We start from the raw sequence: 20,611 nt of genomic DNA on the forward strand, positions 1-20,611 counted from the left end.
ACCCTTCGACCAGTCCGTGGGCCGCCACCGCCCTCGTCGTCTCGCTTTTCGGGCTGACGACCTTCGTCGCGGCACCGATCGGCGCGGTGCTCGGCCACGTCGCCGTCCGCAAGGTCCGCGGTACCGGCCTCGGCGGGCAGTCGATGGCCCGCTGGGCCATCGTCATCGGCTGGTCGATCACCGTCGTCTATTCGCTGTCGACGTTTCTCCTGGTTCTCTGGATCGTCGTCCGGGGAATCACGATCTACGAGTTCTTCACCAACTGAGACGCCGCGGGCCGCAGGCCGAGCCACTGGTCGGCGTCCCAGGCCCGGAACCGCTCGACCTCGGCGAACCCCAGCCTCGCGGCCAGGCGCATCGAGGCCACGTTGGCGGTCTGGGTGGCCAGCACGACCGGCTCGCCCAAGGCGTCGTCCACCCAGTCCAGGGCGGCCTTGCATGCCTCAGCGGCGTAGCCCGAGCCCCAAGCCCGTGGCAGGAAGAGATAGCCTAGGTCGACCTTGCCCACGGCGGCCGGGCGGTGCCGGTCGTGGCGCCGCAGCAGGACCTGGCCGATCATCCCCCCGTCGAGCTCGACGACGAAGCTCCCGGGCCACTGCTCGGGCACCGCGGGCAACTCGCCCTCGACATCCTCGCGCGGCCGGGCACCGCCCAGATAGGTGTTCACCTCGGGCGAGGTCAGCAACTCGACGAACGCGGGCCGGTCGCGGGCCTCCGACGCGCGCAGCACGAGCCGCTCGGTCCGGATCGGAGCGGGTGGCCAGGCGACGGGTCCGAGCTCAGTCATGGCGGCCAGCCAACCACACGGGCGTAAATCGGTGTTGTGGCGGTCGGGGTCCGTGTTCAATGGCGGCGTGGTGGATGTGCTGGTGTTGCACGGGTCGCCGGGGTCGGGGAAGAGCACCCTGGCGCGGGCCCTGTCCGAGACGCTCGCGCAGGCCGGGGTGGCGCACGGCGTCGTCGACCTCGATGACCTGAGCATTGTGTATCCGTATGCGGGGCGGCAGTTCCCGCGCGACAACCTGCGTGCCGTCTGGCCCAACTATCAGGCCGTCGCGCCTGACATGAAGCTGATCATTCCGCTCGTGTTCGCCGATGAGGCCGAGGTCGGGCTGACGCGTGACGCCGTGCCCGGGGCGCGGTTCATCATCTGCGAGACGACCGCGCCCGTCGAGGTGCTCAAGCGGCGGGTCACCGAGCGCGAGCCCACCGACGAGTGGCGCGAGCGGCTGCGTGGCCTGATCGACCTCTTCCACTCACGCGACGACCGTGAGCGCATCCGGCACTTCCTGGTCAGCACCCACCCCGTCCCGGTCGAGGAGTCGGTGCGCGAGATCCTCGACAAGGCCGGGTGGTCAGGGCTTGCGGGCGCTGACGAGCCGGGTCGGTAGCCACGGGCCCGACCACCACTGCCGCCAGCCCAGGCCGCGCCGCGAGACGTCTTGCAGACCCAGCTCGCGCGCCCGCTGCTCGTACTGGTGGGTGTGGCTGAGGTCGGCCAGCAGCAGCCGCCCGCCGGGGCGCAGCACCCGCACGGCCTCGGTCACGGCCTTGTCCCGATCGGCGGCCGCCTTCAGGTTGTGCAGCGCGATGTTCGAGACGACCAGGTCGAAGGACTCGTCGGGGAACGGCAGGGCGGTGACGTTCGCGGTCTCGACCGACACCACGTCGGCGACCCCGGCCGCGGCGGCGTTGCGCAGCGTGGCCTCGGGGTCGTTGCCCGACTGGTCGCCGGTGCGCCACAGGTCGACGCCGACCGCCCGGCCCTTCGGCACCCGCAGCGCGGCCGAGATGAGCAGGGCGCCGCGGCCGCAGCCGAGGTCGAGCACCTCCTCGTCGCCGTCCAGGCCGAGGCCGTCGAGCAGGCGCGCCCACACGACGAACTTGCCCTGCCGCGACGCGTAGAAGCCGAGCGCGCAGCACGCGCCGATCGCGGCCACGCCGAGCAGCGGCCACAGGCTGCCGGTGAGGACGGTCTGCACCACGCCGGCGATCATCAGCAGGACCGGGAAGGCCAGCAGGCGCGGCGCGTCGAAGCCGTAGCTGCCGGGGGGACGTTCAGACATCGGCCTCATCCTTCACGGGCAGGCGTGCGATAGCGGTCAGGGCGGCCAGATGCTTCCCGTACGCGCTGCGCCCGGCCGCGGTGAGCGAGAGCCACGTGCGTGGCCTTTTCCCGACGTAGCCCTTGCGCGCCTTCACGTAGCCCGCCTCGACCAGCAGGGTGATCTGGCGCGAGAGCACCGAGTCGCTGACCTCGACGGTGTCGCGGACGAAGGCGAACTCGGCCTTGTCGGCCGCGGCCAGGCAGGCCACGATGGACAACCGGATCGGCGAGTGGATGACCGCGTCGAGCTGGTGCCGCGGGTGCTCGGTCATCGCGACCTCGCCGCGGCCGCGAACATCGGCAACGCCACGACCACGCCGGCCGGCACCCAGTACGCCACCCGGTCGGCGAAGAGCAGATGCCCGATCGCCGTGCCCGCCAGCCACAGGGCCGTCCACCAGAGCGTCGCCCGCAGATAGACCCGCCGGAAACCGCGCACCAGCACCCGCTGCGGCAGCGCGTAGAACACGACGCTGACCAGGAACACGCCCCAGATCACGCCGATCACGACCGCCCAGAACCCGTGCACGAGGCCGCCCGCCGGGAAGAACACCAGCGAAGCCATCCCGTACGCGATCAGCGCCCGCCGCACCCAGCCGGAGTGCTCTCGCACGGCCGCTGTCGACTGATCGACCTCGGCCAGCGCCACGGCCGCCCAGCCCGGGCTCACGTCCTCGTCCCCCGTCATGCCCTCAGGCTACGGCAGACTTTCCAACTTGGAAACTAGTGAGCACTTTGAAAAGCGTCGAAGGCTCCCAGCGGGTCGGCGAGCAGGGCGGCGAAGCCGAGGTCGGCCGCGCCGAGCAGGGTGGCGTCGTCGGCCAGGGCGGAGACCGTGAGGCGGGCGCGCTCGCGGGAGACGGGCATGGCGTGGCGGGCGATGCGGGCCGACACCTGCGGGGCCGCGGCCGTGTAGACGTCGCGGAGCATGCCGCCGAAGACGACCACGCCGGGGTTGAACAGGTTGATCAGGTTGGCCACGCCGATGCCCAGCCAGTCGCCGATCTCGGCCACGGCCGCGGCGGCTGCCGGGTCGCCGGCTTGGGCGTCGCGGGCGACCGCGCGGACGGCTTCGGCGCCGACCGGGCCCGGGGTGCGCCCGGCCGCCGCCAGCAGGGCGTACTCGCCGGTCTCGGCCTCCAGGCAGCCCTGCGAGCCGCACAGGCAGGGGCGGCCGTCGGCCGGGTTGACCAGCATGTGCCCGACCTCGCAGCCGTAGCCGCCGTCGCCGCCGAGCAGCTGGCCGCCGACCAGGATGCCGCCGCCCACGCCGACGTCGCCGTGCAGATAGATCAGGTCGGGCACGCCGACACCGGCGCCGCGCTCGAACTCGGCCAGCGCGCCCAGGTGGGCCTCGTTGCCGACGGCCACGGGACGGCCGGTGTCGAGGGCCCTGGCCAGCTCGGTGCCGAACGCCTGGTCGACCCAGCCCGTCGACGGGCCGTAGCGGACCATGCCGTCGCCGGGGCGGATCATGCCGCAGTAGGAGGCGCCGAGCCCCGCGCAGACCGAGCCGGGCGGGGCCGTGTCGAGCAGGGAACGGCCGAGGGCGGCCAGCTTGCGGACGACCGGGTCGAGGTCGGCCCCCGTACGGGTGCGGGCGGCCGAGCGGCGGTCGAGCACCGCGCCGCCCAGCCCGACCCGGGCCACGGTGAGCCGGTCGACCGCGACGTCGAAGGCCAGCACGAAGACGCCGGGGGAGGGGCGCACCACCAGCGACGGGCGCCCGGCCCCGGTCGTACCGGCCGGGTGTTGCTCGACGACGAGCCCGGCCGCGACCAGATCGGCCGTCAGGGCCAGGATCGTGCTGCGGTTGACGCCCATCCGCTCGGCCAGCGCGGCACGCGAGAGCGGCCCGCTCACATGGACGTGGTGGAGCAGGGTTCCGAGGCTGGGCCGGTGTCTGTGCATCCCACCGACATCAAACGCGGACGGAAAGCGATTGCCAAGCCCCGCCGCGGGGAAACGAGACTCCGGGAGGTGTTCCGATGAGTGACACTCACGGCATCGTCAACGTGGACGTCGCCCTGCGCCGGCAGGTCGACGCCCTGACCCTGCGATTCCCCGACGTCGACAAGGCCGAGCTCGAGCAGCTCGTCCACGCGACCTACGACCGGCTCAAGGACGAGGCGGCCGTCGAGTCGCACCTCGTCTCGATGACCGAGGGACAGGTGACCGACGCGCTGCGCGCCCGCGGCGAGGAGGTCCACGTCCGCAGCGAGGACGCGGCCGAGTAGCGACAACGAAGTGCCCGGCCGTGACGCACGGCCGGGCACTGCCGCGTCAGGGGCGCACCGGCGAGGCGTGCCAGATCCGCGAGAGATAGTCGTTCACCGTACGGTCGGCCGAGAAGAACCCGCTGCGCGCGGTGTTCAGGATCGACATGCGCGTCCACTGCTCCTGGTTCTGCCAGGCCGCGGCGACCTCGTCCTGCTTGTCGACGTACGACCGGTAGTCGGCCAGCGTCAGGTATTCGTCGCGGTCGAGCAGCGACTGCGCCACCTCCTGACCGACCCCGCCGAACGCGCCGGACAGGATCGCGTCGAGGGCGGCCCGCAGCTCGTCGTCGGCGTCGTAGTGCGTACGGGGGCGGTAGTCCGACGCCCGCAGCGCCGCGGCGGCCGGGGTGTCCAGGCCGAACAGGAAGAAGTTGTCCGCGCCGACCCGCTCGAGGATCTCGACGTTGGCGCCGTCGAGCGTGCCGATCGTGACCGCGCCGTTGAGCGCGAGCTTCATGTTGCCCGTACCGGAAGCCTCTTTGCCGGCCATCGAGATCTGCTCGCTGAGGTCGGCGGCCGGGATGATCCGCTCGGCCAGCGTGACGTTGTAGTTGGCCGGGAAGACCACGCGCAGCAGGCCGGACGCCTTGGGGTCGGCCGCGATCGTGGCCGACACCGCATTGATCAGCCGGATGATCGACTTGGCCGCGTAGTAGGCCGGGGCCGCCTTGCCGCCGAACAGCACCGTGCGCGGCACCCCGAAGCGGCCCGAGTCCGAGCGCAGCCGGTGATACAGCGTGATCACGTGCAGGAGCTTGAGCTGCTGCCGCTTGTACTCGTGGAACCGCTTGATCATCACGTCCAGCATCGCGCCCGGGTCGCCGAGCCCCAGGGCCGCCTTGGCGTGCCGCTTCTCCGAGCGCCACTGCGAGCGGAACGAGGCGTCGTCGGCCAGCGGCTCCAGGTTCTTCAGAAGGGACAGATCCCTCAGCCAGTCATCGGATCCGAGGCCCTCCGAGATGAGCGTCGACAGGCCCGGGTTGGCCAGCCGCACGAAACGCCGGGGCGAGACGCCGTTGGTGACGTTGGTGAAGCGGTCGGGCCAGAGGGCGGCGAAGTCGGCGAACGTGGTCGAGGTGAGCAGCTGCGAGTGCAGCTCGGCCACGCCGTTGACCGCGAACGTGCCGGTGACGGCCAGGTTGGCCATCCGGACCCGGCGCTGCGGCTCCTCCTGGATCAGCGACATCCGCCGTACGCGGTCGAGGTCGTCGGGAAAACGGGAACGGACCTCGGCCAGCAACGCCTCGTTGATCGTGTAGATGATCTCGAGGTGGCGCGGCAGCAGCCGGCCCAGCATCTCGACCGGCCACGTCTCGAGGGCCTCGGGCAGCAGCGTGTGGCACGTGTACGCGAACGTCCGGCGGACGATCGACCAGGCCTGCTCCCACTCCAGCTTCTCCTCGTCGACCAGCAGCCGCATCAGCTCGGGGATGGCGAGCGTCGGGTGCGTGTCGTTGAGCTGGATGACCGTCTTGGCCGGGAACTCGGCCCAGTCGGAGTTGCGGAACCGGAACCGCCGGACGATGTCGCGCAGCGAGCACGAGACCAGGAAGTACTGCTGCTTGAGTCTGAGCTCGCGGCCCATGTCGGTGCTGTCGTCGGGGTAGAGCACCTTGCTGATGTTCTCGGCCTTGACGGCCTCCTGCACGGCCTCGGCGTATTGACCGGCCGAGAAGCGCCGCAGGTCGAACGACGCCTGCGCGGCGCGGGCCCGCCACAGCCGGACGATGTTGACCGTCTCGGTGCCGTAGCCGGGGACCAGCAGGTGGCTCGGCTCGCCGTGCACGACCTCGCCGGGCACCCAGCCCTCGGGGCCGAGGAAGCCGTAGAAGCCGACCGTCTGCCAGTCGTCGGGGGCCGGGAACTCCCACGGGTCGCCCTGGAAGGCCCAGTCGTCGGGCCGCTCGACCTGCTCGCCTTCGACGAAATCCTGCTTGAAGATGCCCAGGTCGTAGCGGATGCCGTAGCCGACCGCAGGGATGTCGAGGGTGGCCAGCGAGTCGAGCAGGCAGGCGGCCAGCCGGCCCAGGCCACCGTTGCCCAGGCCCGGCTCGACGTCGAGCGCGGCCACCTCCTCGGGCGAGAAGCCGAGCGCCTTGAGCGCGGCCGGGGCGAGGTCGGTGGTGCCGCTGTAGAGCAGATTCTGCTCCAGCTGGGGGCCGAGCAGGTATTCCGCGGAGAGGTAGTAGACCCAGCGCGGGTTGCTCTCGTAGTGCGCCGCGGCCGTGCGGGCCCGGCGGGCGGCCAGCCGGTCGCGCACGGTCAGGGCGAGCGTCTCGTACGCGTCCTGCGCGCTCGCCGACTCGACCGTCGTGCCCCGGCGGTAGATCAGGTTGCTCAGCAGATCCTGTTCGAACTCGGCCGACGTGCTCCCGAGCGGCCGCAGCCCGTTGCGAAGGTCCATGATGCGACCCTTCCCCATCGCCGTTTCACACGTCGACGCTGGCGAACTGCTTTCCCGCAGTGTTCACCACCCGTACGGATTTCACGTCGTCCGGATTGATCAGCGCGCTGCCGTTCAGGGTGGTGCCGCCCGTCTCGCCCGCCTCGGAGACCACCCAGCTGCCCGCCTGCACCGTGAACCCGTCGCGGGCCACGACCTCGAGCACGCACTTCTCGCCCGCGGGGATGCCGGCCACCGCCGCGTTGACCCGCACCCAGCCCGCCGCCGGGGCGACCGCCACCGTGATCCGCGCGCCGGTCGTGGCGTCAACCGCAGTTCCCGTACGGGTGCCGGGCACCGACGTGGGCGGGGTGGCCAGGGGCGGCGGGGCCTGCGCGACCGGTGCCGACGGGGCGGTCTGGCGGCCCGCGAGGACGCCGCCCCCGATCGCGGCCACGAGCAGCACCGCGGCGGCCGCCGAGACCAGGAACCGCCGCCGGTTGCGTTCGCCCGACGACTGCTTGCGGACCTCGCGCAGCGTGCGCTGAAGCAACAGGTCGCCGCCGTCGGGCGGGCCCTCGAGCAGCATCTCCTCGGGCACGGCACGCAGCCGCGACGTCCACTCCCGCAGCGACTCGACCTCGGCCCGGCACTCGGCGCAGCCGGCCAGGTGCTCGTCGACCTCGGCGCGCTGCTCGGGCGTGAGCTCGTCGACCAGGTAGCCCGCGAGGTCGACGTGGTCGCCGGTCTCGGGGGTGGTCACGACGCCGCCCGGCGGGTGCTCGTCTCGTCGCACTGCTTGCCCTCATTGAGGCAGCTCACGACGCGTTTCATCACGGCGTCGGGCATCAGGTTGACCAGGAACCCGTGATCGGTCGCGGGGTGGTTGTCCTGCCCGTCGAACGCGTCGATCTGATAGCGCGTGCCGGGTGGGACCGCGTACGTCATGGTGATCCGCAACTGCGGGACGGCGAACGTGCCGACCGGGCAGCCGCCGCCCTCGGCCGGGAAGACCACCTGCTGGCGATGGCCCGGGCTGTCCAGCTGACGGCCGTCCCAGCAGCTGGGGAACTCGAAGATCCGCACCACCTGGGCTCCGTCCTCACACGCGGGATAGTCCATCGTCATCCGGTCCAGTGTGTCGGAGCAAGTCCACCAGGCCTTCGCCAGCTTGCCGCCGTTGGTGTGCGCGTACGCGTCGCCGACCTGAACCCGCAGCAGCCGCGGCATCGCCAGCACCGGCCCGCGCGGGTTGCCGCGATAGGTCATGGTCAGCGACACCGGCACCTGCACCGGCCCGCCGTGCACGTCCCGACCCGGCTCAACATAGCGCAGAACCGGCCAGAAATACGTCGACGCGTCGCCGTTCGTGCAGGTCGTGGGCTTGCCGACCAGGCTGTCGACGGTCGAGTCGGGCTGCACCCCGAGATTGCCGACGTAGTCGTGCGTGTGATGCTGCGGCCCCGGCCGGCCGGGCGTGACCACAATGTTGGCGGTGTTGCGATGACCGCGCTCGTTACGGCCGCAATTCCACGTGTACGACCCCGTGGAGGCGCCCGCCGAGGCCGGGGGGACGGCCGCGACCGGGCCCGCCTTGTCCATGCTGATCGAGTAGGGCCCCAGGTCAGGGCCGCGCAGGGCGGGAAGCACGGCCGCGGCGAGCACGACCGCGGCCACCAGGGCCCCCTCGAGCGCGACGGCCACCCGACCCATCGACATGGTTCGACGATACCCAGGCCCCGTCGCCCGATGTTGACCCGAACTGTCAACATCGGCCCGATTCGGCCCCGGGCCGCAATTCCTGCCCTGGTCAAGCCTTGGGGCAGCTCGCGCCGCGCGGCGGCAGCACCAGATCGATCAGGTAGCGGTCGACAGCGGCGGTCGTGCAAGGCGTGTTCCCGTACGCCCCGTGGCCCGAACCCTCGTACGTGACGAGCCGCCCGTGCCGGCCGAGCTGCGCCGCCACGTGGGTCGCCCACACGTAGCCGGTGCGGACGTCGTGTCGCGAGTTGAGCAGCAGCAACGGCGTGCGGGTGTGGACGTCGAGCCGGTGCGGCGGGTTGGCCACCGGCTGCGGCCAGCCCAGACAGGCCCGGATCGCGAGCAGGCCCCCGCTGTAGCGGACGTCGGGCGCGGCCTCGCGGGCGGTGCGGACCAGCCGCTCGTACGCGGGGAAGTCGCGGACCGCGGCCGGCCAGTCGGCGCAGAAGACCGACGACACCAGCGGCGGCAGCTTGACCGTCGGATTGGCCCCGTCGCGCAGGGCGGCGATGTCTTCGGCCAGTTTCGCGCGGTCGGGCACGGCGAGCCGGGCGATCGGCAGCATGGCCAGCTCGAACCTGTTCTCGCGGGAGTCCAGCACGTCGTTCCAGATCGCGCGGACGTCCTGCCCGTGCAGCACACACGTCGTCTCGGTGGCGCACCACGCGACGAACTCGTCGAACGCGTCCTGCGCGGCCAAAGCTTGCGTACGGACGAACTCGCGCACGCCGAGGCTGTGGTCGAAGACGCTCTCCAACACGATCGCCCGCACCCGGCTCGGGTAGCGCTCGGCGTACTGCTGGCCCAGCAGGGTGCCGTACGAGCTGCCGTGGAACGTCAACTGCCGCAGTCCGAGAGCAGCTCGGAGGGCGTCGAGGTCGCGGACGGCGCTGGCCGTGTCGGCGTGGTCCCAGACCGGGCTGATCGCTCGGCAGGCCGCCCATTTGGCCTGGTTGGATGCGGTGACGGCGGCGAAGTCGGCCTGACTCGTGAGGAGGCCGTTGTCGAGGGACAGGTCGCACTTCGCGCCGCCGCTGCCGGCCACGCCGCGCGGGTCGAAACTGACCGTGTTGAACTTGTCGAGGATCTCGGGACTGAACCGGTTGCCGGCTTGGATGCGCTCCACGCCGGAATCGCCCGGGCCGCCGGGGCCGAAGACGAGCGTCTGAGTCGAGGGCTTGCGTGCGGCTCGGCGGGCGACGGCCAGCTCGAACGTGGGGCCGTCGGGCTTCGACCAGTCGACCGGTAATCGCAGCTTGCCGCATTGCACGGCCTTGTCGTCGCCGCAGGCCGTCCAGATGATGTGGGGCTTGTCGGGCTTCGGGGCGGCATGGCCCGGTGGGGCGGCGGCCAGGGCAAAACCGGTGACGAGGGCGATCAAGGACGCGACAAGACTGCGGCGGTTCATGCCGTCCATCCTCGACACTGCCCACACCGAGAAGACATCGGTGAGATCCCTGAGCCGACCCCCTACGACTCCTACCCCCCCAACCCGCCCTACCAGGGGGACCTCCACCCAAGACCCATTGTTTCAAGCGGGAGCGATCTTTGCGGGGTGGCCTGTGGACAACCACGAATTGTGGACAACGTTCGGAATGTCGTGGCGGAGTGGCAGGATGCCCGGCATGGACGAACGGGTGACCCGCCAGGCGGCCTCCGATGCGGTGAGCGGGCTCGGGTGGCGATACATGCTCGGCACGCTGCGGGCGTCGGTGCCGGTGGGCTCGCTGTTTCAGGGGGCCTCGGTGGCCCTGCAGGCGGTGGCGGCCTGCGGGGAGGAGGCCGACGAGCATCTGTCGATCGACGTGCGGGTCGATCGGGTGGTGCTGACATTGCAGACCCGGCGGCAGGCGACGGTCACCGCGACCGACGTCGAGCTCGCCCAGCGGATCGCGGCGTCGGGGCTGCCGACCGAGCCGGGCGATCTGCAGCTGCTCGAGATCGCGGTCGACGCGATGGACATCGCGGCGGTGCGGCCGTTCTGGTCGGCCGTGCTCGGCTACGCGGAGGGCGGGCCGTCGGAGCCGTTGACCGACCCGGCGGGGCGGGGGCCGGCGGTCTGGTTCCAGCAGATGGATTCGCCGCGGACTCAGCGCAACCGGATCCATCTCGACATCTCGGTGGCGCACGACGAGGCGGTGCTGCGGGTCGAGGCGGCGCTCAAAGCGGGCGGGCGGGTGGTGTCGGACGAGCGGGCGCCGTCGTTCTGGGTGCTGGCCGATCCCGAGGGCAACGAGGCCTGCATCAGCACATGGCAGGGGCGTGACTGATGAGACGGGGTCACTCGGCCGGCCCGCCGGGGGCGGACGGGCCGGCCGAGTGCGCGCCAGCACCAGACCCGGGCGCGCCGGGGGCGGGCGCGACACGGGAACGGTGATGGCGGGTCGGTCAGACGCGGGTCCAGACGGCGGTGTCGGGAGCCAGCGTCAGCTTGCCGGCGACGGGGCCGCCGACGTCGGGGGAGGAGGCCAGCAGCAGCCGGTGGGCGGGCACCGTGACCGTCTCGGAGCCCATGTTGATCCAGACCGTGATCGGGTCGGGGTCGCCGTCGCGGGCGATCAGGTCGACGCGGATGACCTCGCCCTCCAGGGTCACCGAGGCCAGGCCGGAGCCGGGCGCCTTGTAGAGGTCACGCAGCAGGATGGCCTGCTGATACATGGTCAGCGTCGAGGCCGGGTCGCCCTCCTGGCGGTCGACCGCGTAGCCGGCCCACCCGTCCGGCTGGGGCAGCCACGGGTCGGCGACGGAGAACCCCGCGGCGGGCGCCGCCGAGTCCCACGGCATGGGGATGCGGCAGCCGTCCCGGCCCAGGCGGGCGCCGTTCGAGCGCAGGAAGATCGGGTCGCGGCGAGCCGTGTCGGGGACGGGGGCCTCGGGCAGGCCGAGCTCCTCCCCGGCGTACAGGTAGGCCGAGCCGGGCAGGGCCAGCATCAGCAACGCCGCCGCGCGGGCCCGGCGCTCGCTGCCGTACCGGGTGACCTGGCGGGCCTTGTCGTGGTTGCCGAGCACCCAGGGCGCGGGCGCGCCGACGGCTGCGAACGCGTCGAGTGCCTCGGTGATCGTCGAGGCGAACGCGGCCGCGTCCCAGTCGCTCTTGAGCAGGCGGAACTGGAAGGCGTGGTGCATCTCGTCGGGCCGGGCGTACAGGCCGACCTGGTCGAGATCGGCCAGCGACACCTCGCCGACCAGCATCTTCTCCTCGGCGTAGGAGTCGCAGATCGCCCGCCAGCGCCGCCAGATCTGGTGCACCCGGGCCTGGTTGGTGGTCATGACCTGCTCGGGGCCGTGCCCGAACAACGTCGGGGAGTAGATGCCCGGGTTGTCGCGATACGCCGGGTCCTTGAAGAGCCCGTACGCGACATCGACCCGGAACCCGTCGACACCCAGGTCGAACCAGAACCGCAACGTACGGTCGAAGTCGTCCGCCACCTCCGGGTTGTCCCAGTTCAGGTCGGGCTGTTGTGGCGTGAACAGGTGCAGATACCAGCGGCCGTCCGGCGTACGGGACCAGGCCGGCCCGCCGAACATCGACTGCCAGTTGTTGGGCGGGTTCTCCGACGGCGGCATGAAGTGGTAGCGCGCGGCCTCGGGCGAGGACGGGTCCTCGAGCGCCCGCCGGAACCACTCGTGCTGGTCGCTGGTGTGGTTCGGCACGATGTCGAGCAGCACGCGAAGACCCAGGTCGTGCGCGTCGGCGACGAGCGCCCGCACGTCCTCGACGGTCCCGTACGAGGGGTCGACCGCCGTGTAGTCGATCACGTCGTAGCCGCCGTCGGCCCCGCCCGACACGTAGTGCGGGGTCACCCAGACGGCGTCCACACCGAGGGAGGCCAGGTACGGCAGCCGCGCGCGCAGGCCGGCGAAGTCGCCCACACCGTCGCCGTTGCCGTCGGCGAACGAGCGCAGGTAGACCTGGTAGACCACCGCGTCCCGCCACCACTCGTCGCGCCCGGAACGCGTGGTCAGGCACATGTCTTCGATCGGCTCTGCTGACATGCCAGCCTTGATCGGCTGCTCGCCCGGGGTGCGTCAGGGTCGCACCGAACGGCAACTGGTGTGGACCCGTGTCACTCTTGGTGAGTCGACACTCCCCGGGAGGTACTGATGTCCGACACGCGGCCCAGAGGCGAGACCTTCGATTACGCGGGCGCCACCGTCGAGCTCGTCGACGCGGCGACCGTGCTCGCCGCGGCCCGGGTCAACCCGGTCGAGCTGCTGCGCCGGGCGTCCTGGCCCGCTCCCGTGCAGCGGGTCGACCTGACCGTGGCCAGCGCCGACCGTCCGTCCGGCCCGGTGCACACGTTCGCCGCGGCGATCAGCACGGCCGAGGAGCCGCTGTCCAAGGAGCGCATCCGCAAGCTGGTGCTCGGCAACGACCCGGTCGGGGTGCTGCTGGCCAAGCGCATCGAGGCCGGCGACCCGATCGCCACCCGCATCGTCGACGGGGTGGGGGCGGCGGCCGCGGCGGCGTACAAGAAACTCGGTCTTGATCGTCAAGCCCAGCCGATGACGGGCCGGGAACCGGGCACGCTGGCCGACGCGGTGGTGGGGCTGCAGGCCGAGATCTCGTACGACGAGACCGGCACGGTCGTGCGCCTGCACGCCGAGGTGCCGCGTGACGACGTGACCCCGGCCCACCTGCAGGCCTTCGTCGGGCTCACGCTGCAGGCGGTGCTCGAGCTGGCCGGGCCCGAGTCACTGACCGGACGGCGGTACGTAGTGAGCCGCGAGACGCTGGCGACGGCGCCGGTCACCACCCAGGAGGTCACGCTCGACATGGTGGGCGGGCTCGCCGACGTGGTGTCCGAGCTGCGGCAGATCGCGGTGTCGTTCCGGCACCCCGAGGCGATGGCCCGCTGGGGTGCGCGGCGCCCGCAGGGCCTGCTCATGTACGGTCCGCCCGGCACCGGCAAGACCATGTTGTCGCGCGCGCTGGCCAACGAGATCGGCGCCGACTTCCGCGAGATCCGGACGCCGGAGATTCTCGACAAGTGGCTCGGCGGCTCGGAGCGCAACATCAAGCAGATCTTCCGCGACGCCCGCCGCTACCGCGTGCCCACGCTGATGCTGTTCGACGAATTCGACTCGATCATCAGTTACGCCGGGTCGGGCGGCGACGCGGCCAGCCAGGCCATCAACGCCGTGGCCGGCATCTTCAAGCAGGAGATGAACGACCTGATCGAGGCCAACCCGAACGTGATCGTGGTGGCCACGACGAACTTCCCGCACCGCGTCGACGACTCGCTGATCCGCTCGGGCCGCTTCGACGTCAAGATCAGCGTGCCCAAGCCGGACGACGCGTCGCGGGCCGAGATCTTCCGCAAGATGATCCGCGGCCTGATCGCGGCCCACGAGGCTCCCGGCTTCCAGATGTTCGCCGACGACCTCGACGTGACGGCGCTGGCCACGGCGAGCCACGGCATGACCGGCGCCGACATCAAGGAGGTCCTGCGGCGGGTGCAGCTGTCCAAGGCGATGCTCGACGCCCGTACGGGGGGAAATGCCGCCCCGATCACCACGGACGAGCTGCTGGCCAGCATCAGGGAACTGCTTGGCCCTCGCTGACCCTGTTCTTGACCTGATAGGTGACCGTGCCGGTGCCGGCGACGGCCACGATGAACGCGAGCGCGGCGGTCACCCACTGGCCGTCGGTGATCGTCTCGAACCCGGTGTGCTCGCCCTGCAGCGCGGTGAGCAGCGACGACAGCAATGCGATGAGGCCGCTGGTGACGGCCGAGAAGATCGCTTTCATGACTGGACCCATTTCTTCTGCCCTCCTTCCCGGGGCAAGGGGCGGGGAGCGGCGCGTCAGATACTCCGGAAACCGTTGTCGTACGCGAAAATGACGATCTGCACGCGGTCGCGCAGCTGGAGCTTGGCCAGCAGCCGGCCGACGTGCGCTTTGACCGTGGCCTCGCTGAGCACCAGCCGCCCGGCGATCTCGGTGTTGGTCAGCCCGCGCGCGACCAGGTCGAGCACCTCGCGTTCGCGGGCGGTCAGCTGCTCGAGCGGCGCCGGGCCGGACCCCGAGGGCAGCATCGGCGCGAACCGCTCCAGCAGGCGCCGGGTGACCGCGGGCGCGACGACGGCGTGACCGCCCGCGACGGCCCGGATCGCGGACAGCAGATCGGCCGGCGGCACGTCCTTGAGCAAGAAGCCGCTGGCCCCGGCGCGCAGGGCCGCATACACGTATTCGTCCAGGTCGAACGTAGTGAGCACCAGGCTGCGGGAGGCGCTGCCGGAGGCGACGATCGCCCGGGTCGCCTCGATGCCGTCCATGACCGGCATCCGGATGTCCATCAGCACCACGTCCGGCTCCAGCGCCCGGGTCATCGCGACCGCCTTCGCGCCGTCCGGGGCCTCGCCGACCACTTTGATGTCGGGCTGCGCCTCGAGCACGAGCCGGAACCCCAGCGACAGCAGCGGCTGATCGTCGACCAGCAGGACGGAGATCGTCACACGGCCTCCTTGATCCGCAGCCGCGCGTGCACCCGCCACCCGGCGCCCTCCCGCGGTCCGGCGTCAACCCTTCCCCCGTACGCCGCCGCCCGCTCGGCCATGCCGATCAGCCCGTGCCGATCGGCCGGCCCGGGTTCCCGCGCGACCCGCCCGCCGCCGTCGTCCACCACGTCGATCGTCGCCTCGTCCGGCCCGTACGCGAGCCTGACCTGCACCCCGGCGCCGGGGCCGACGTGCTTGAGCGTGTTGGTCAGCGCCTCCTGCACGATGCGGAAGATCGTCAACTCCGCGCCCGGCCCCCACGCCTTCGGCTGACCTTCGCGGGTCAGCGTCACGTCGAGCCCGGCCCCGCGCACCTGATCGATCAACTCGTCGAGCTGGCCGAGACCCGGCTGCGGCGTGCGGCCGCCGTCGTCGCGCAGCACCCCGACTAAGCGCCGCATCTCGGCCAGCGCCTGCCGCCCGGTCACCGCGACCTGCGTCATCACCGGCGTCGCCTGCTGCGGGGCCGCGGCCGCGCCCTCGGAGAGCGCGACCATGACCGTCAGGTGGTGGGCCACGACGTCGTGCATCTCGCGGGCTATCCGCGTCCGCTCGTCGGCGACGGCGAGCCGGGCCCGCTGATCGCGATCGGCCTCGAGGGCGGTCAGGTAGGCCTGGCGGGTGCGCTGGTTGATGCCGATCACGGCGATGGCGACTATCACGACCGAGACCGCGATGAAGGCCGTCCAGCCGGGGCGGGTGACGAGACCGGCCAGGATGGTCACCGTCACCGCGGCCCAGGCCGGGCGGGCCGGGCGATGGCGGGCCACGGCGTAGAGGGCGACCAGGGGGATCAGGAAGATGGCGGGGGTGCGGGCTCCTAGCGCCCCGCCTAGGCCGATGAGCGCAATGACCGCGCCGAAGACCGCCGGCGGCCATTGGGAGCGCCAGAGCAGCGGCACGCACGGCAGGATGACGGCCGTCCAGTCGAGCAACGACGTGCCGGGGGCGGTGGCGCCCGTGCGGCCGGTCTGGATCACCAGGCAGGCGACCAGGGTGAGCGCGGCCACGAGGACGTCGATCGGTTGCGGGCGGGTTCGCACGGTCGCCTCCTTTCGCGGGGAACTCTTCCCGGCCGGCGCACAGCCCGCAACGTCGAATCCGTCGCCTGTGGATAACTCGGCCGCCGATCTTGGACCTGTGGAAAACTGGCGCCGCCGGTCTTGCTGGCTGCTTTAGGGTGGGGGACCCCCGGTGGGCGGGCCCCCTTGACACACGTTGATCATGAGATGAGGTTTCAGCAGGTCAACGGCTTGCGGTGCCGTGTGTGCGGCCTCCTAAAAACGGCGACATTGCCTCTTTTCGGCCGTTCGTGTGGGGCTTTGGACAGGCGGCGGCGGTAATGCCTTTCCGCGCCTCGACGGCCCACAGCGTCCGCAGCTCACGGGTCTCGGCGCAGCACGACCACGGCCCCCGCCACCAGCACGGCCACGACCCACACTCCCAACGCCACACCCCCCGGCCCCGGCGCGAGCATCCCCGTAGGATCCGTCGCCCGGTCCGTATAGAGCGCCTGCGCCGCCGCCACAGGCGTGTACTTCACCAGCCGCTCGCCCAGATCATCCGGCAACGCCGCCCCCAACAAGGCCGGCGCCACCAAAATGGCCAGCACGTACACAGTGATCGCGGCCGCCGTATGCCGGATCAGCGCCCCCAGCCCCAACCCGAGCAGCGCCAGCAGCACAGGCGCCACGAAGGCCCCCACGATGTGATCGCCCGACCCCGGCAACGGCCCGCCCACGACCCGGAACACCCACGCCGAGAGCAGCACGACCACGGCCATGAACGGCAGCACGGCGACGGTCAGCACCACGGCCTTGGCCCCGAGCACGGGCAGCCGGGCGGGCACGGCTGCGAACGTCGCCCGGACGAGCCCCGACCCGTATTCGCCGGTCATCATGACGATGCCCACGATGCCCAGCAGCACCGACACCACGTCCACCCCGAGGAAGGGCGCCGACGACGAGGGCGCCGAGGCGTTGCGGGCGATCGCCGCCGACAACCCGACGGTGGCCACCGCGACCAGCGCGAACAGGATCCACGTGGAGCGCAGGGCCAGGAATTTGGTCCACTCGGAGCGGACGACGCGCGCGAACGTCACCTTCATCGGGTCAGCTCCATGTACGCCTGTTCCAGCGAGGCCCGCCGCGGCGTGAGCTCGTGCAACACGATCCCGGCGGCCGCGGCCAGGGCACCGATGTCGGGCGCGTCCAGCCCGGCCACCGACAGCTCGCCCGCCTCCGACGACGACACGGTCGCCCCGTGCGACAAGAGCGACGACCGCAGCCGTACGGCCTCAGGGGTGCGCACGGTGACCGAGGCGGGCGCCACGCGGCCGATCAGCTCGTCCACGGTGGTGTCGGCCAGCAGCCGGCCGCCGCCCACGATCACCAGGTGGTCCGCGGTCACGGCCATCTCGCTCATCAGGTGGCTCGAGACCAGCACCGTACGGCCGTCGGCGGCCAGCTCGCGGATGAGCGTGCGCACCCACAGCACCCCGTCCGGGTCGAGGCCGTTGACCGGCTCGTCCAGGATGACCACGGCCGGGTCGCCGAGCAGCGCGGCCGCGATCCCGAGTCGCTGGCCCATGCCGAGCGAGAACGTGCCCGCCCGGCGCCGGGCCACGTTCGCGATCCCGGCCTCCTCGAGCACTTCACCGACCCGCCCGTCCGGGAGGCCATGGGTGCGGGCGAGGCCGAGCAGGTGCGTACGGGCGCTGCGACCGCGGTGGATCGAGCGGGCCTCCAACAGGGCGCCGGCCACACACAGGGGCGCCTTGTGCTCCCGGTAGCGTTTGCCGTTGATCAGGGCCAGCCCGGCGGTCGGCCGGTCCAACCCGATGATCATGCGCATCGTGGTGGACTTGCCGGCGCCGTTGGGGCCGAGGAAGCCGGTCACCCGGCCGGGCTTGACGGTGAACGACAGCCCGTCCACCGCGGTGGTCGCGCCGTAGCGTTTGACCAGGTCATGAACTTCAATCATGACTTCGACGCTAGAAATCGGGCGGCCCCGCCGGAACCACCCACGGTCGCTATCGGACCGATACCGCGGTCCTGGTCCAGGTCTTGGTTCGCCAGGGGAGCAGGACCGAACTGGCCAGCACGCCGAGCCCGCACACCAGCAGCGCGGTCCGCAGGCTGGTCACGGCGGCGAGCAGGCCACCCAGGGCGATGCCGATCGGCTGGACCGTACGCGAGGTGATCTGCCAGCACGCGATCACGCGGGACAGGAAGCCGTCGGCCGTCTCGGTCATCCGATAGGTCGCGAAGGCCGGGTTGAAGACGCCCGAACCGAACAGGGCCATGAACTCGACAGTGGTGATCAGGATCAGGCCCGGTACGCCCGCGGGCATGAACGCGAGCGGCCACAGCCACACCGCGCGGCCGACACCCGAGACCAGCAGGACCTTGCGACGCCCGTACCGGGAAGTCAGCGGCCGCACCAGCAGCGCGCCCACGACGCCGCCCAGGCACGGGATGCCCCACGCGATGCCGTACTGCCACGGCGCGAAACCCAGGTCACGCAGCATCAGGACGGTCAGCAGGGGAGAGGCCGCCATCATCGAGCCGCCGAACAACTGCGAGTTCACGAACAGGGCCCGCAACCCCCGATGCCCCGCGATGTGCCGCCACCCCGCCGTGATGTCCAGCCGAGCCCTTTCCCGTACGGGTGGGGAAGGCTCGGGGCTCCGCAGCGAACGGACGCCCACGGCGGACAGCAGAAAGCTCACGGCATCGGCCGTAATGGTCCACGCCACCCCGAACCCCGAGGTCAGTGCACCCCCGATGGCCGGCCCAGCACTGTACGCCGTCCAGAACGTCGCCTCGAAGCGCCCGTTCGCCGCGTCCCGGTCGTCCGGCCCGACCAGCGCCTTGAGGTGCGCCCCACTGGCCGCACTGAACGCGATGGTCCCCACCGACTGCACGACAGCAACCACGCAGAGCTGTGCATACGTGAGCACCCCGGCCAGCATCGCCACCGGCACACTAACCATGATGAGAAAGCGGACCAGGTCGGCCCCGATCATCACCGGCCGTTTACGCCGATGCTCGATCCACGGCCCCAACGGCAGCGCGAGCACGGCCGCAGCCAGCCCCCCGAACGCCGCCAGCAACGACACCTGAAACTCCGGCACGTCGAGCACCAACACGGCGACCAGCGGCAACGCCCCAAACCCGATCCCCGTACCGAACTCACTAGTCGCATACGCCGCCCACAACCGGCGAAAATCGGACCCCAGCGCCACCCGGGCACACTACTAGCGCCCCGCCCATGATTCGGTCTGACCCGCTGAGCCCTCGTCGTCGCAGTGCGGCTTCGGCACCAGAAACGCCGGCTGATCGACCAATGGCTTACGGAGGGAAAGATCGATCAGTAACCCATCCCGTTGCTGTTCATGCGCCTCAGGCGAGCCGCCGCGCTGACGTGCTTGACGATGCCTGCGATCAAGGTGAACATTCCGGTTGCGAAGAGCGCGAATCCGATGATCCCGAGCGGGACGCCACCCACATCTGGGCCGAACGGGGACGGAATCTGAGACTCCGGAGTATCGATATCGACCTCCGGAACCCGTTGGATGAAGGAAACGACGCCGAATCCGAAGAGCGCAAAACCTGTGACTATGCACACGAATCCGAAGGCAACCAAGCGCCGAGCGGTCGTCTTCGTGGCAGCGATATCCGCCAGGAAGCTCTCCCGCTCCGCGCGAATATGCTGAATGTACTGGATTCCTTCAACATTGTTGATTTGTCCCGCTCCCTGCGAGCCTACATGTACGCCCGCAGGAGTTGACCACTCTCGTCCTGGCTCCACAAGCGCTTCGACGCGTCCGAAAGTCACGCGGTCGCCGGCTTGCAACCTCGCCAAGCCCATCACTGGCATTCCGTTCAATGAAGTTCCATTGATGGAACCCAAGTCGCGCAGTGTGGTGCCGCCCGCGCCTGTCTCAACGACGGCATGCTTGCGACTGACCGTCGGATCGTCGAGGTAGACAGTGCAGTCGTCCTGTCGTCCGATCGTGACCCGGGGCGCGTCGAGACTGATGCGAGTTCCGGCTAGACGCGTCGTTGTGACTCTGAGGCTCAGCACGGTGGGCTCGCTAGGTCAGATGAGATAGCAATGTCGCGCCGACAGGCCCCAGCCATCGACCGAGGGTCTGTAGCGGACCGACCAACTTCGCGCCCGTCTCCGCGAGTGCGCCCAGGCGCCCGAGTTCGTTAGTGATTCTCTCCAGTCGGCGCGCCGTCTCGGCGCGATTCGGTTCGCCAGCAGCAAGGTCGCGTTGCACCGCTTCAGCGTCACGCCGCAATAGTTCGCCCACCCCCGCCGGCAAATTCAGTTGTTGCAGGGTGGCGTGCAACAGTTGCGCGGCCGCTTGAGCGTCGGCAGTTGCGACCACGGGCGCGTACAGATTTTGGCCGGATAGGTTCTGGGTGCCCTCTACATTGTTGATCTGGCCCGCGTTTTGGTTCCCGACATTGATCGCCACGATCGCTCCTTACTCGATGTGGCCACCAAATTAGTCTTCACGCGGGATCGCGGTTGCGACGAGTCGTTGATCCGTCGCGGAGGTTTCAAGCC

Annotated in this window: 22 protein-coding genes and 1 pseudogene; 5 read left to right on the top strand and 18 right to left on the bottom strand. The window is 70.8% G+C overall.

Annotated features, from left to right (window positions below; genetic code table 11):
* Positions 1-32 precede the first annotated feature (32 nt).
* Positions 33-266 (top strand): annotated as a pseudogene (locus tag JKJ07_RS24575) (DUF4190 domain-containing protein); the annotation flags it as partial.
* Here the strand turns inward: JKJ07_RS24575 and JKJ07_RS24580 are convergent.
* Positions 245-787 (bottom strand): GNAT family N-acetyltransferase, encoded by a 543-nt coding sequence (locus JKJ07_RS24580; protein ID WP_202994099.1) that lies wholly within the window; start codon positions 785-787, stop codon positions 245-247. The pseudogene JKJ07_RS24575 and the gene JKJ07_RS24580 overlap by 22 nt on opposite strands.
* A gap of 67 nt (positions 788-854) precedes the next feature.
* Between JKJ07_RS24580 and JKJ07_RS24585 the strand changes: the two genes are divergently transcribed.
* Positions 855-1,391, top strand: a complete 537-nt coding sequence (locus JKJ07_RS24585; protein ID WP_202994100.1) for a P-loop nucleotide/nucleoside kinase family protein — start codon at positions 855-857, stop codon at positions 1,389-1,391.
* Here JKJ07_RS24585 and JKJ07_RS24590 read toward each other — a convergent pair.
* The 4 genes from JKJ07_RS24590 to JKJ07_RS24605 are packed head-to-tail and all read right to left on the bottom strand — an operon-like array spanning position 1,356 to position 4,018.
* Entirely contained in the window at positions 1,356-2,066 is a 711-nt protein-coding gene (locus JKJ07_RS24590; protein WP_236029848.1) for a class I SAM-dependent methyltransferase, read from the bottom strand. The genes JKJ07_RS24585 and JKJ07_RS24590 overlap by 36 nt on opposite strands.
* Positions 2,059-2,379, bottom strand: coding sequence for a winged helix-turn-helix domain-containing protein (locus tag JKJ07_RS24595; RefSeq protein WP_202994102.1), 321 nt, complete (start codon positions 2,377-2,379; stop codon positions 2,059-2,061). The genes JKJ07_RS24590 and JKJ07_RS24595 overlap by 8 nt, the downstream gene beginning before the upstream one ends.
* Positions 2,376-2,795, bottom strand: a complete 420-nt coding sequence (locus JKJ07_RS24600; protein WP_202994103.1) for a hypothetical protein — start codon at positions 2,793-2,795, stop codon at positions 2,376-2,378. Before JKJ07_RS24600 ends, JKJ07_RS24595 begins: the two co-directional genes overlap by 4 nt.
* Before the next feature lie 35 nt (positions 2,796-2,830).
* Positions 2,831-4,018, bottom strand: a complete 1,188-nt coding sequence (locus JKJ07_RS24605) for an ROK family transcriptional regulator (RefSeq protein ID WP_202994104.1) — start codon at positions 4,016-4,018, stop codon at positions 2,831-2,833.
* Positions 4,019-4,095: 77 nt separating this feature from the next.
* Between JKJ07_RS24605 and JKJ07_RS24610 the strand changes: the two genes are divergently transcribed.
* On the top strand, positions 4,096-4,344 hold the full coding sequence (locus tag JKJ07_RS24610) for a three-helix bundle dimerization domain-containing protein (protein WP_202994105.1): 249 nt from the start codon (positions 4,096-4,098) through the stop codon (positions 4,342-4,344).
* A 46-nt stretch (positions 4,345-4,390) separates the two neighbouring features.
* Here the strand turns inward: JKJ07_RS24610 and JKJ07_RS24615 are convergent, their stop codons facing one another.
* The 4 genes from JKJ07_RS24615 to JKJ07_RS24630 all read right to left on the bottom strand — a co-directional run bounded on the left by JKJ07_RS24615 (position 4,391) and on the right by JKJ07_RS24630 (position 9,938).
* Complete coding sequence (locus JKJ07_RS24615; RefSeq protein ID WP_202994106.1) at positions 4,391-6,790, bottom strand: glycogen/starch/alpha-glucan phosphorylase; 2,400 nt, start codon at positions 6,788-6,790, stop codon at positions 4,391-4,393.
* A 25-nt stretch (positions 6,791-6,815) separates the two neighbouring features.
* Positions 6,816-7,565 (bottom strand): anti-sigma factor family protein, encoded by a 750-nt coding sequence (locus tag JKJ07_RS24620; RefSeq protein WP_307834389.1) that lies wholly within the window; start codon positions 7,563-7,565, stop codon positions 6,816-6,818.
* Positions 7,529-8,488: a DUF1996 domain-containing protein gene (locus JKJ07_RS24625; protein ID WP_236029849.1), complete on the bottom strand. Its 960-nt coding sequence runs from the start codon at positions 8,486-8,488 to the stop codon at positions 7,529-7,531. Before JKJ07_RS24625 ends, JKJ07_RS24620 begins: the two co-directional genes overlap by 37 nt.
* 91 nt (positions 8,489-8,579) lie before the next feature.
* A complete protein-coding gene (locus JKJ07_RS24630; RefSeq protein WP_202994107.1) occupies positions 8,580-9,938 on the bottom strand; it encodes an alpha/beta hydrolase in 1,359 nt (452 codons plus the stop codon).
* A 217-nt stretch (positions 9,939-10,155) separates the two neighbouring features.
* On the opposite strand from JKJ07_RS24630, the gene JKJ07_RS24635 reads away from it, so the two are divergent.
* On the top strand, positions 10,156-10,800 hold the full coding sequence (locus JKJ07_RS24635; protein ID WP_202994108.1) for a 4a-hydroxytetrahydrobiopterin dehydratase family protein: 645 nt from the start codon (positions 10,156-10,158) through the stop codon (positions 10,798-10,800).
* A 118-nt stretch (positions 10,801-10,918) separates the two neighbouring features.
* Here the strand turns inward: JKJ07_RS24635 and JKJ07_RS24640 are convergent, their stop codons facing one another.
* Entirely contained in the window at positions 10,919-12,526 is a 1,608-nt protein-coding gene (locus JKJ07_RS24640) for a glycoside hydrolase family 13 protein (RefSeq protein ID WP_236029850.1), read from the bottom strand.
* Positions 12,527-12,634: 108 nt separating this feature from the next.
* On the opposite strand from JKJ07_RS24640, the gene JKJ07_RS24645 reads away from it, so the two are divergent.
* On the top strand, positions 12,635-14,095 hold the full coding sequence (locus JKJ07_RS24645) for an ATP-binding protein (RefSeq protein ID WP_202994109.1): 1,461 nt from the start codon (positions 12,635-12,637) through the stop codon (positions 14,093-14,095).
* Here JKJ07_RS24645 and JKJ07_RS24650 read toward each other — a convergent pair.
* The 8 genes from JKJ07_RS24650 to JKJ07_RS24685 form a co-directional block, all read right to left on the bottom strand.
* On the bottom strand, positions 14,070-14,282 hold the full coding sequence (locus JKJ07_RS24650) for a hypothetical protein (RefSeq protein ID WP_202994110.1): 213 nt from the start codon (positions 14,280-14,282) through the stop codon (positions 14,070-14,072). The genes JKJ07_RS24645 and JKJ07_RS24650 overlap by 26 nt on opposite strands.
* A 56-nt stretch (positions 14,283-14,338) precedes the next feature.
* Positions 14,339-14,989, bottom strand: coding sequence for a response regulator (locus JKJ07_RS24655; protein ID WP_202994111.1), 651 nt, complete (start codon positions 14,987-14,989; stop codon positions 14,339-14,341).
* Positions 14,986-16,074 carry a sensor histidine kinase gene (locus JKJ07_RS51215; RefSeq protein WP_202994112.1) on the bottom strand — a complete coding sequence of 363 codons (1,089 nt, stop codon included), beginning with the start codon at positions 16,072-16,074 and terminating at the stop codon, positions 14,986-14,988. The genes JKJ07_RS24655 and JKJ07_RS51215 overlap by 4 nt, the downstream gene beginning before the upstream one ends.
* A gap of 338 nt (positions 16,075-16,412) precedes the next feature.
* Complete coding sequence (locus JKJ07_RS24665; RefSeq protein WP_202994113.1) at positions 16,413-17,138, bottom strand: hypothetical protein; 726 nt, start codon at positions 17,136-17,138, stop codon at positions 16,413-16,415.
* On the bottom strand, positions 17,135-18,013 hold the full coding sequence (locus JKJ07_RS24670) for an ABC transporter ATP-binding protein (RefSeq protein WP_202994114.1): 879 nt from the start codon (positions 18,011-18,013) through the stop codon (positions 17,135-17,137). Before JKJ07_RS24670 ends, JKJ07_RS24665 begins: the two co-directional genes overlap by 4 nt.
* A gap of 49 nt (positions 18,014-18,062) precedes the next feature.
* A complete protein-coding gene (locus JKJ07_RS24675; protein WP_307834390.1) occupies positions 18,063-19,277 on the bottom strand; it encodes an MFS transporter in 1,215 nt (404 codons plus the stop codon).
* A 125-nt stretch (positions 19,278-19,402) separates the two neighbouring features.
* Complete coding sequence (locus JKJ07_RS24680; RefSeq protein WP_202994115.1) at positions 19,403-20,119, bottom strand: FHA domain-containing protein; 717 nt, start codon at positions 20,117-20,119, stop codon at positions 19,403-19,405.
* Positions 20,120-20,129: 10 nt separating this feature from the next.
* Positions 20,130-20,519 carry a hypothetical protein gene (locus tag JKJ07_RS24685; protein WP_202994116.1) on the bottom strand — a complete coding sequence of 130 codons (390 nt, stop codon included), beginning with the start codon at positions 20,517-20,519 and terminating at the stop codon, positions 20,130-20,132.
* Positions 20,520-20,611: the final 92 nt, after the last annotated feature.

It is taken from the genome of Paractinoplanes lichenicola (genome assembly GCF_016785085.1).
In the GTDB taxonomy this organism is placed as follows: Bacteria; Actinomycetota; Actinomycetes; order Mycobacteriales; family Micromonosporaceae; genus Actinoplanes; species Actinoplanes lichenicola.

Bases quoted from the DNA above. Each gene is read 5' to 3' on its own strand.
- JKJ07_RS24580 (WP_202994099.1), bottom strand. From the start codon at position 787: ATGACTGAGCTCGGACCCGTCGCCTGGCCACCCGCTCCGATCCGGACC.
- JKJ07_RS24590 (WP_236029848.1), bottom strand. From the start codon at position 2,066: ATGTCTGAACGTCCCCCCGGCAGCTACGGCTTCGACGCGCCGCGCCTG.
- JKJ07_RS24595 (WP_202994102.1), bottom strand. From the start codon at position 2,379: ATGACCGAGCACCCGCGGCACCAGCTCGACGCGGTCATCCACTCGCCG.
- JKJ07_RS24600 (WP_202994103.1), bottom strand. From the start codon at position 2,795: ATGACGGGGGACGAGGACGTGAGCCCGGGCTGGGCGGCCGTGGCGCTG.
- JKJ07_RS24605 (WP_202994104.1), bottom strand. From the start codon at position 4,018: ATGCACAGACACCGGCCCAGCCTCGGAACCCTGCTCCACCACGTCCAT.
- JKJ07_RS24610 (WP_202994105.1), top strand. From the start codon at position 4,096: ATGAGTGACACTCACGGCATCGTCAACGTGGACGTCGCCCTGCGCCGG.
- JKJ07_RS24615 (WP_202994106.1), bottom strand. From the start codon at position 6,790: ATGGACCTTCGCAACGGGCTGCGGCCGCTCGGGAGCACGTCGGCCGAG.
- JKJ07_RS24625 (WP_236029849.1), bottom strand. From the start codon at position 8,488: ATGTCGATGGGTCGGGTGGCCGTCGCGCTCGAGGGGGCCCTGGTGGCC.
- JKJ07_RS24630 (WP_202994107.1), bottom strand. From the start codon at position 9,938: ATGAACCGCCGCAGTCTTGTCGCGTCCTTGATCGCCCTCGTCACCGGT.
- JKJ07_RS24635 (WP_202994108.1), top strand. From the start codon at position 10,156: ATGGACGAACGGGTGACCCGCCAGGCGGCCTCCGATGCGGTGAGCGGG.
- JKJ07_RS24640 (WP_236029850.1), bottom strand. From the start codon at position 12,526: ATGTCAGCAGAGCCGATCGAAGACATGTGCCTGACCACGCGTTCCGGG.
- JKJ07_RS24645 (WP_202994109.1), top strand. From the start codon at position 12,635: ATGTCCGACACGCGGCCCAGAGGCGAGACCTTCGATTACGCGGGCGCC.
- JKJ07_RS24650 (WP_202994110.1), bottom strand. From the start codon at position 14,282: ATGAAAGCGATCTTCTCGGCCGTCACCAGCGGCCTCATCGCATTGCTG.
- JKJ07_RS24665 (WP_202994113.1), bottom strand. From the start codon at position 17,138: ATGAAGGTGACGTTCGCGCGCGTCGTCCGCTCCGAGTGGACCAAATTC.
- JKJ07_RS24670 (WP_202994114.1), bottom strand. From the start codon at position 18,013: ATGATTGAAGTTCATGACCTGGTCAAACGCTACGGCGCGACCACCGCG.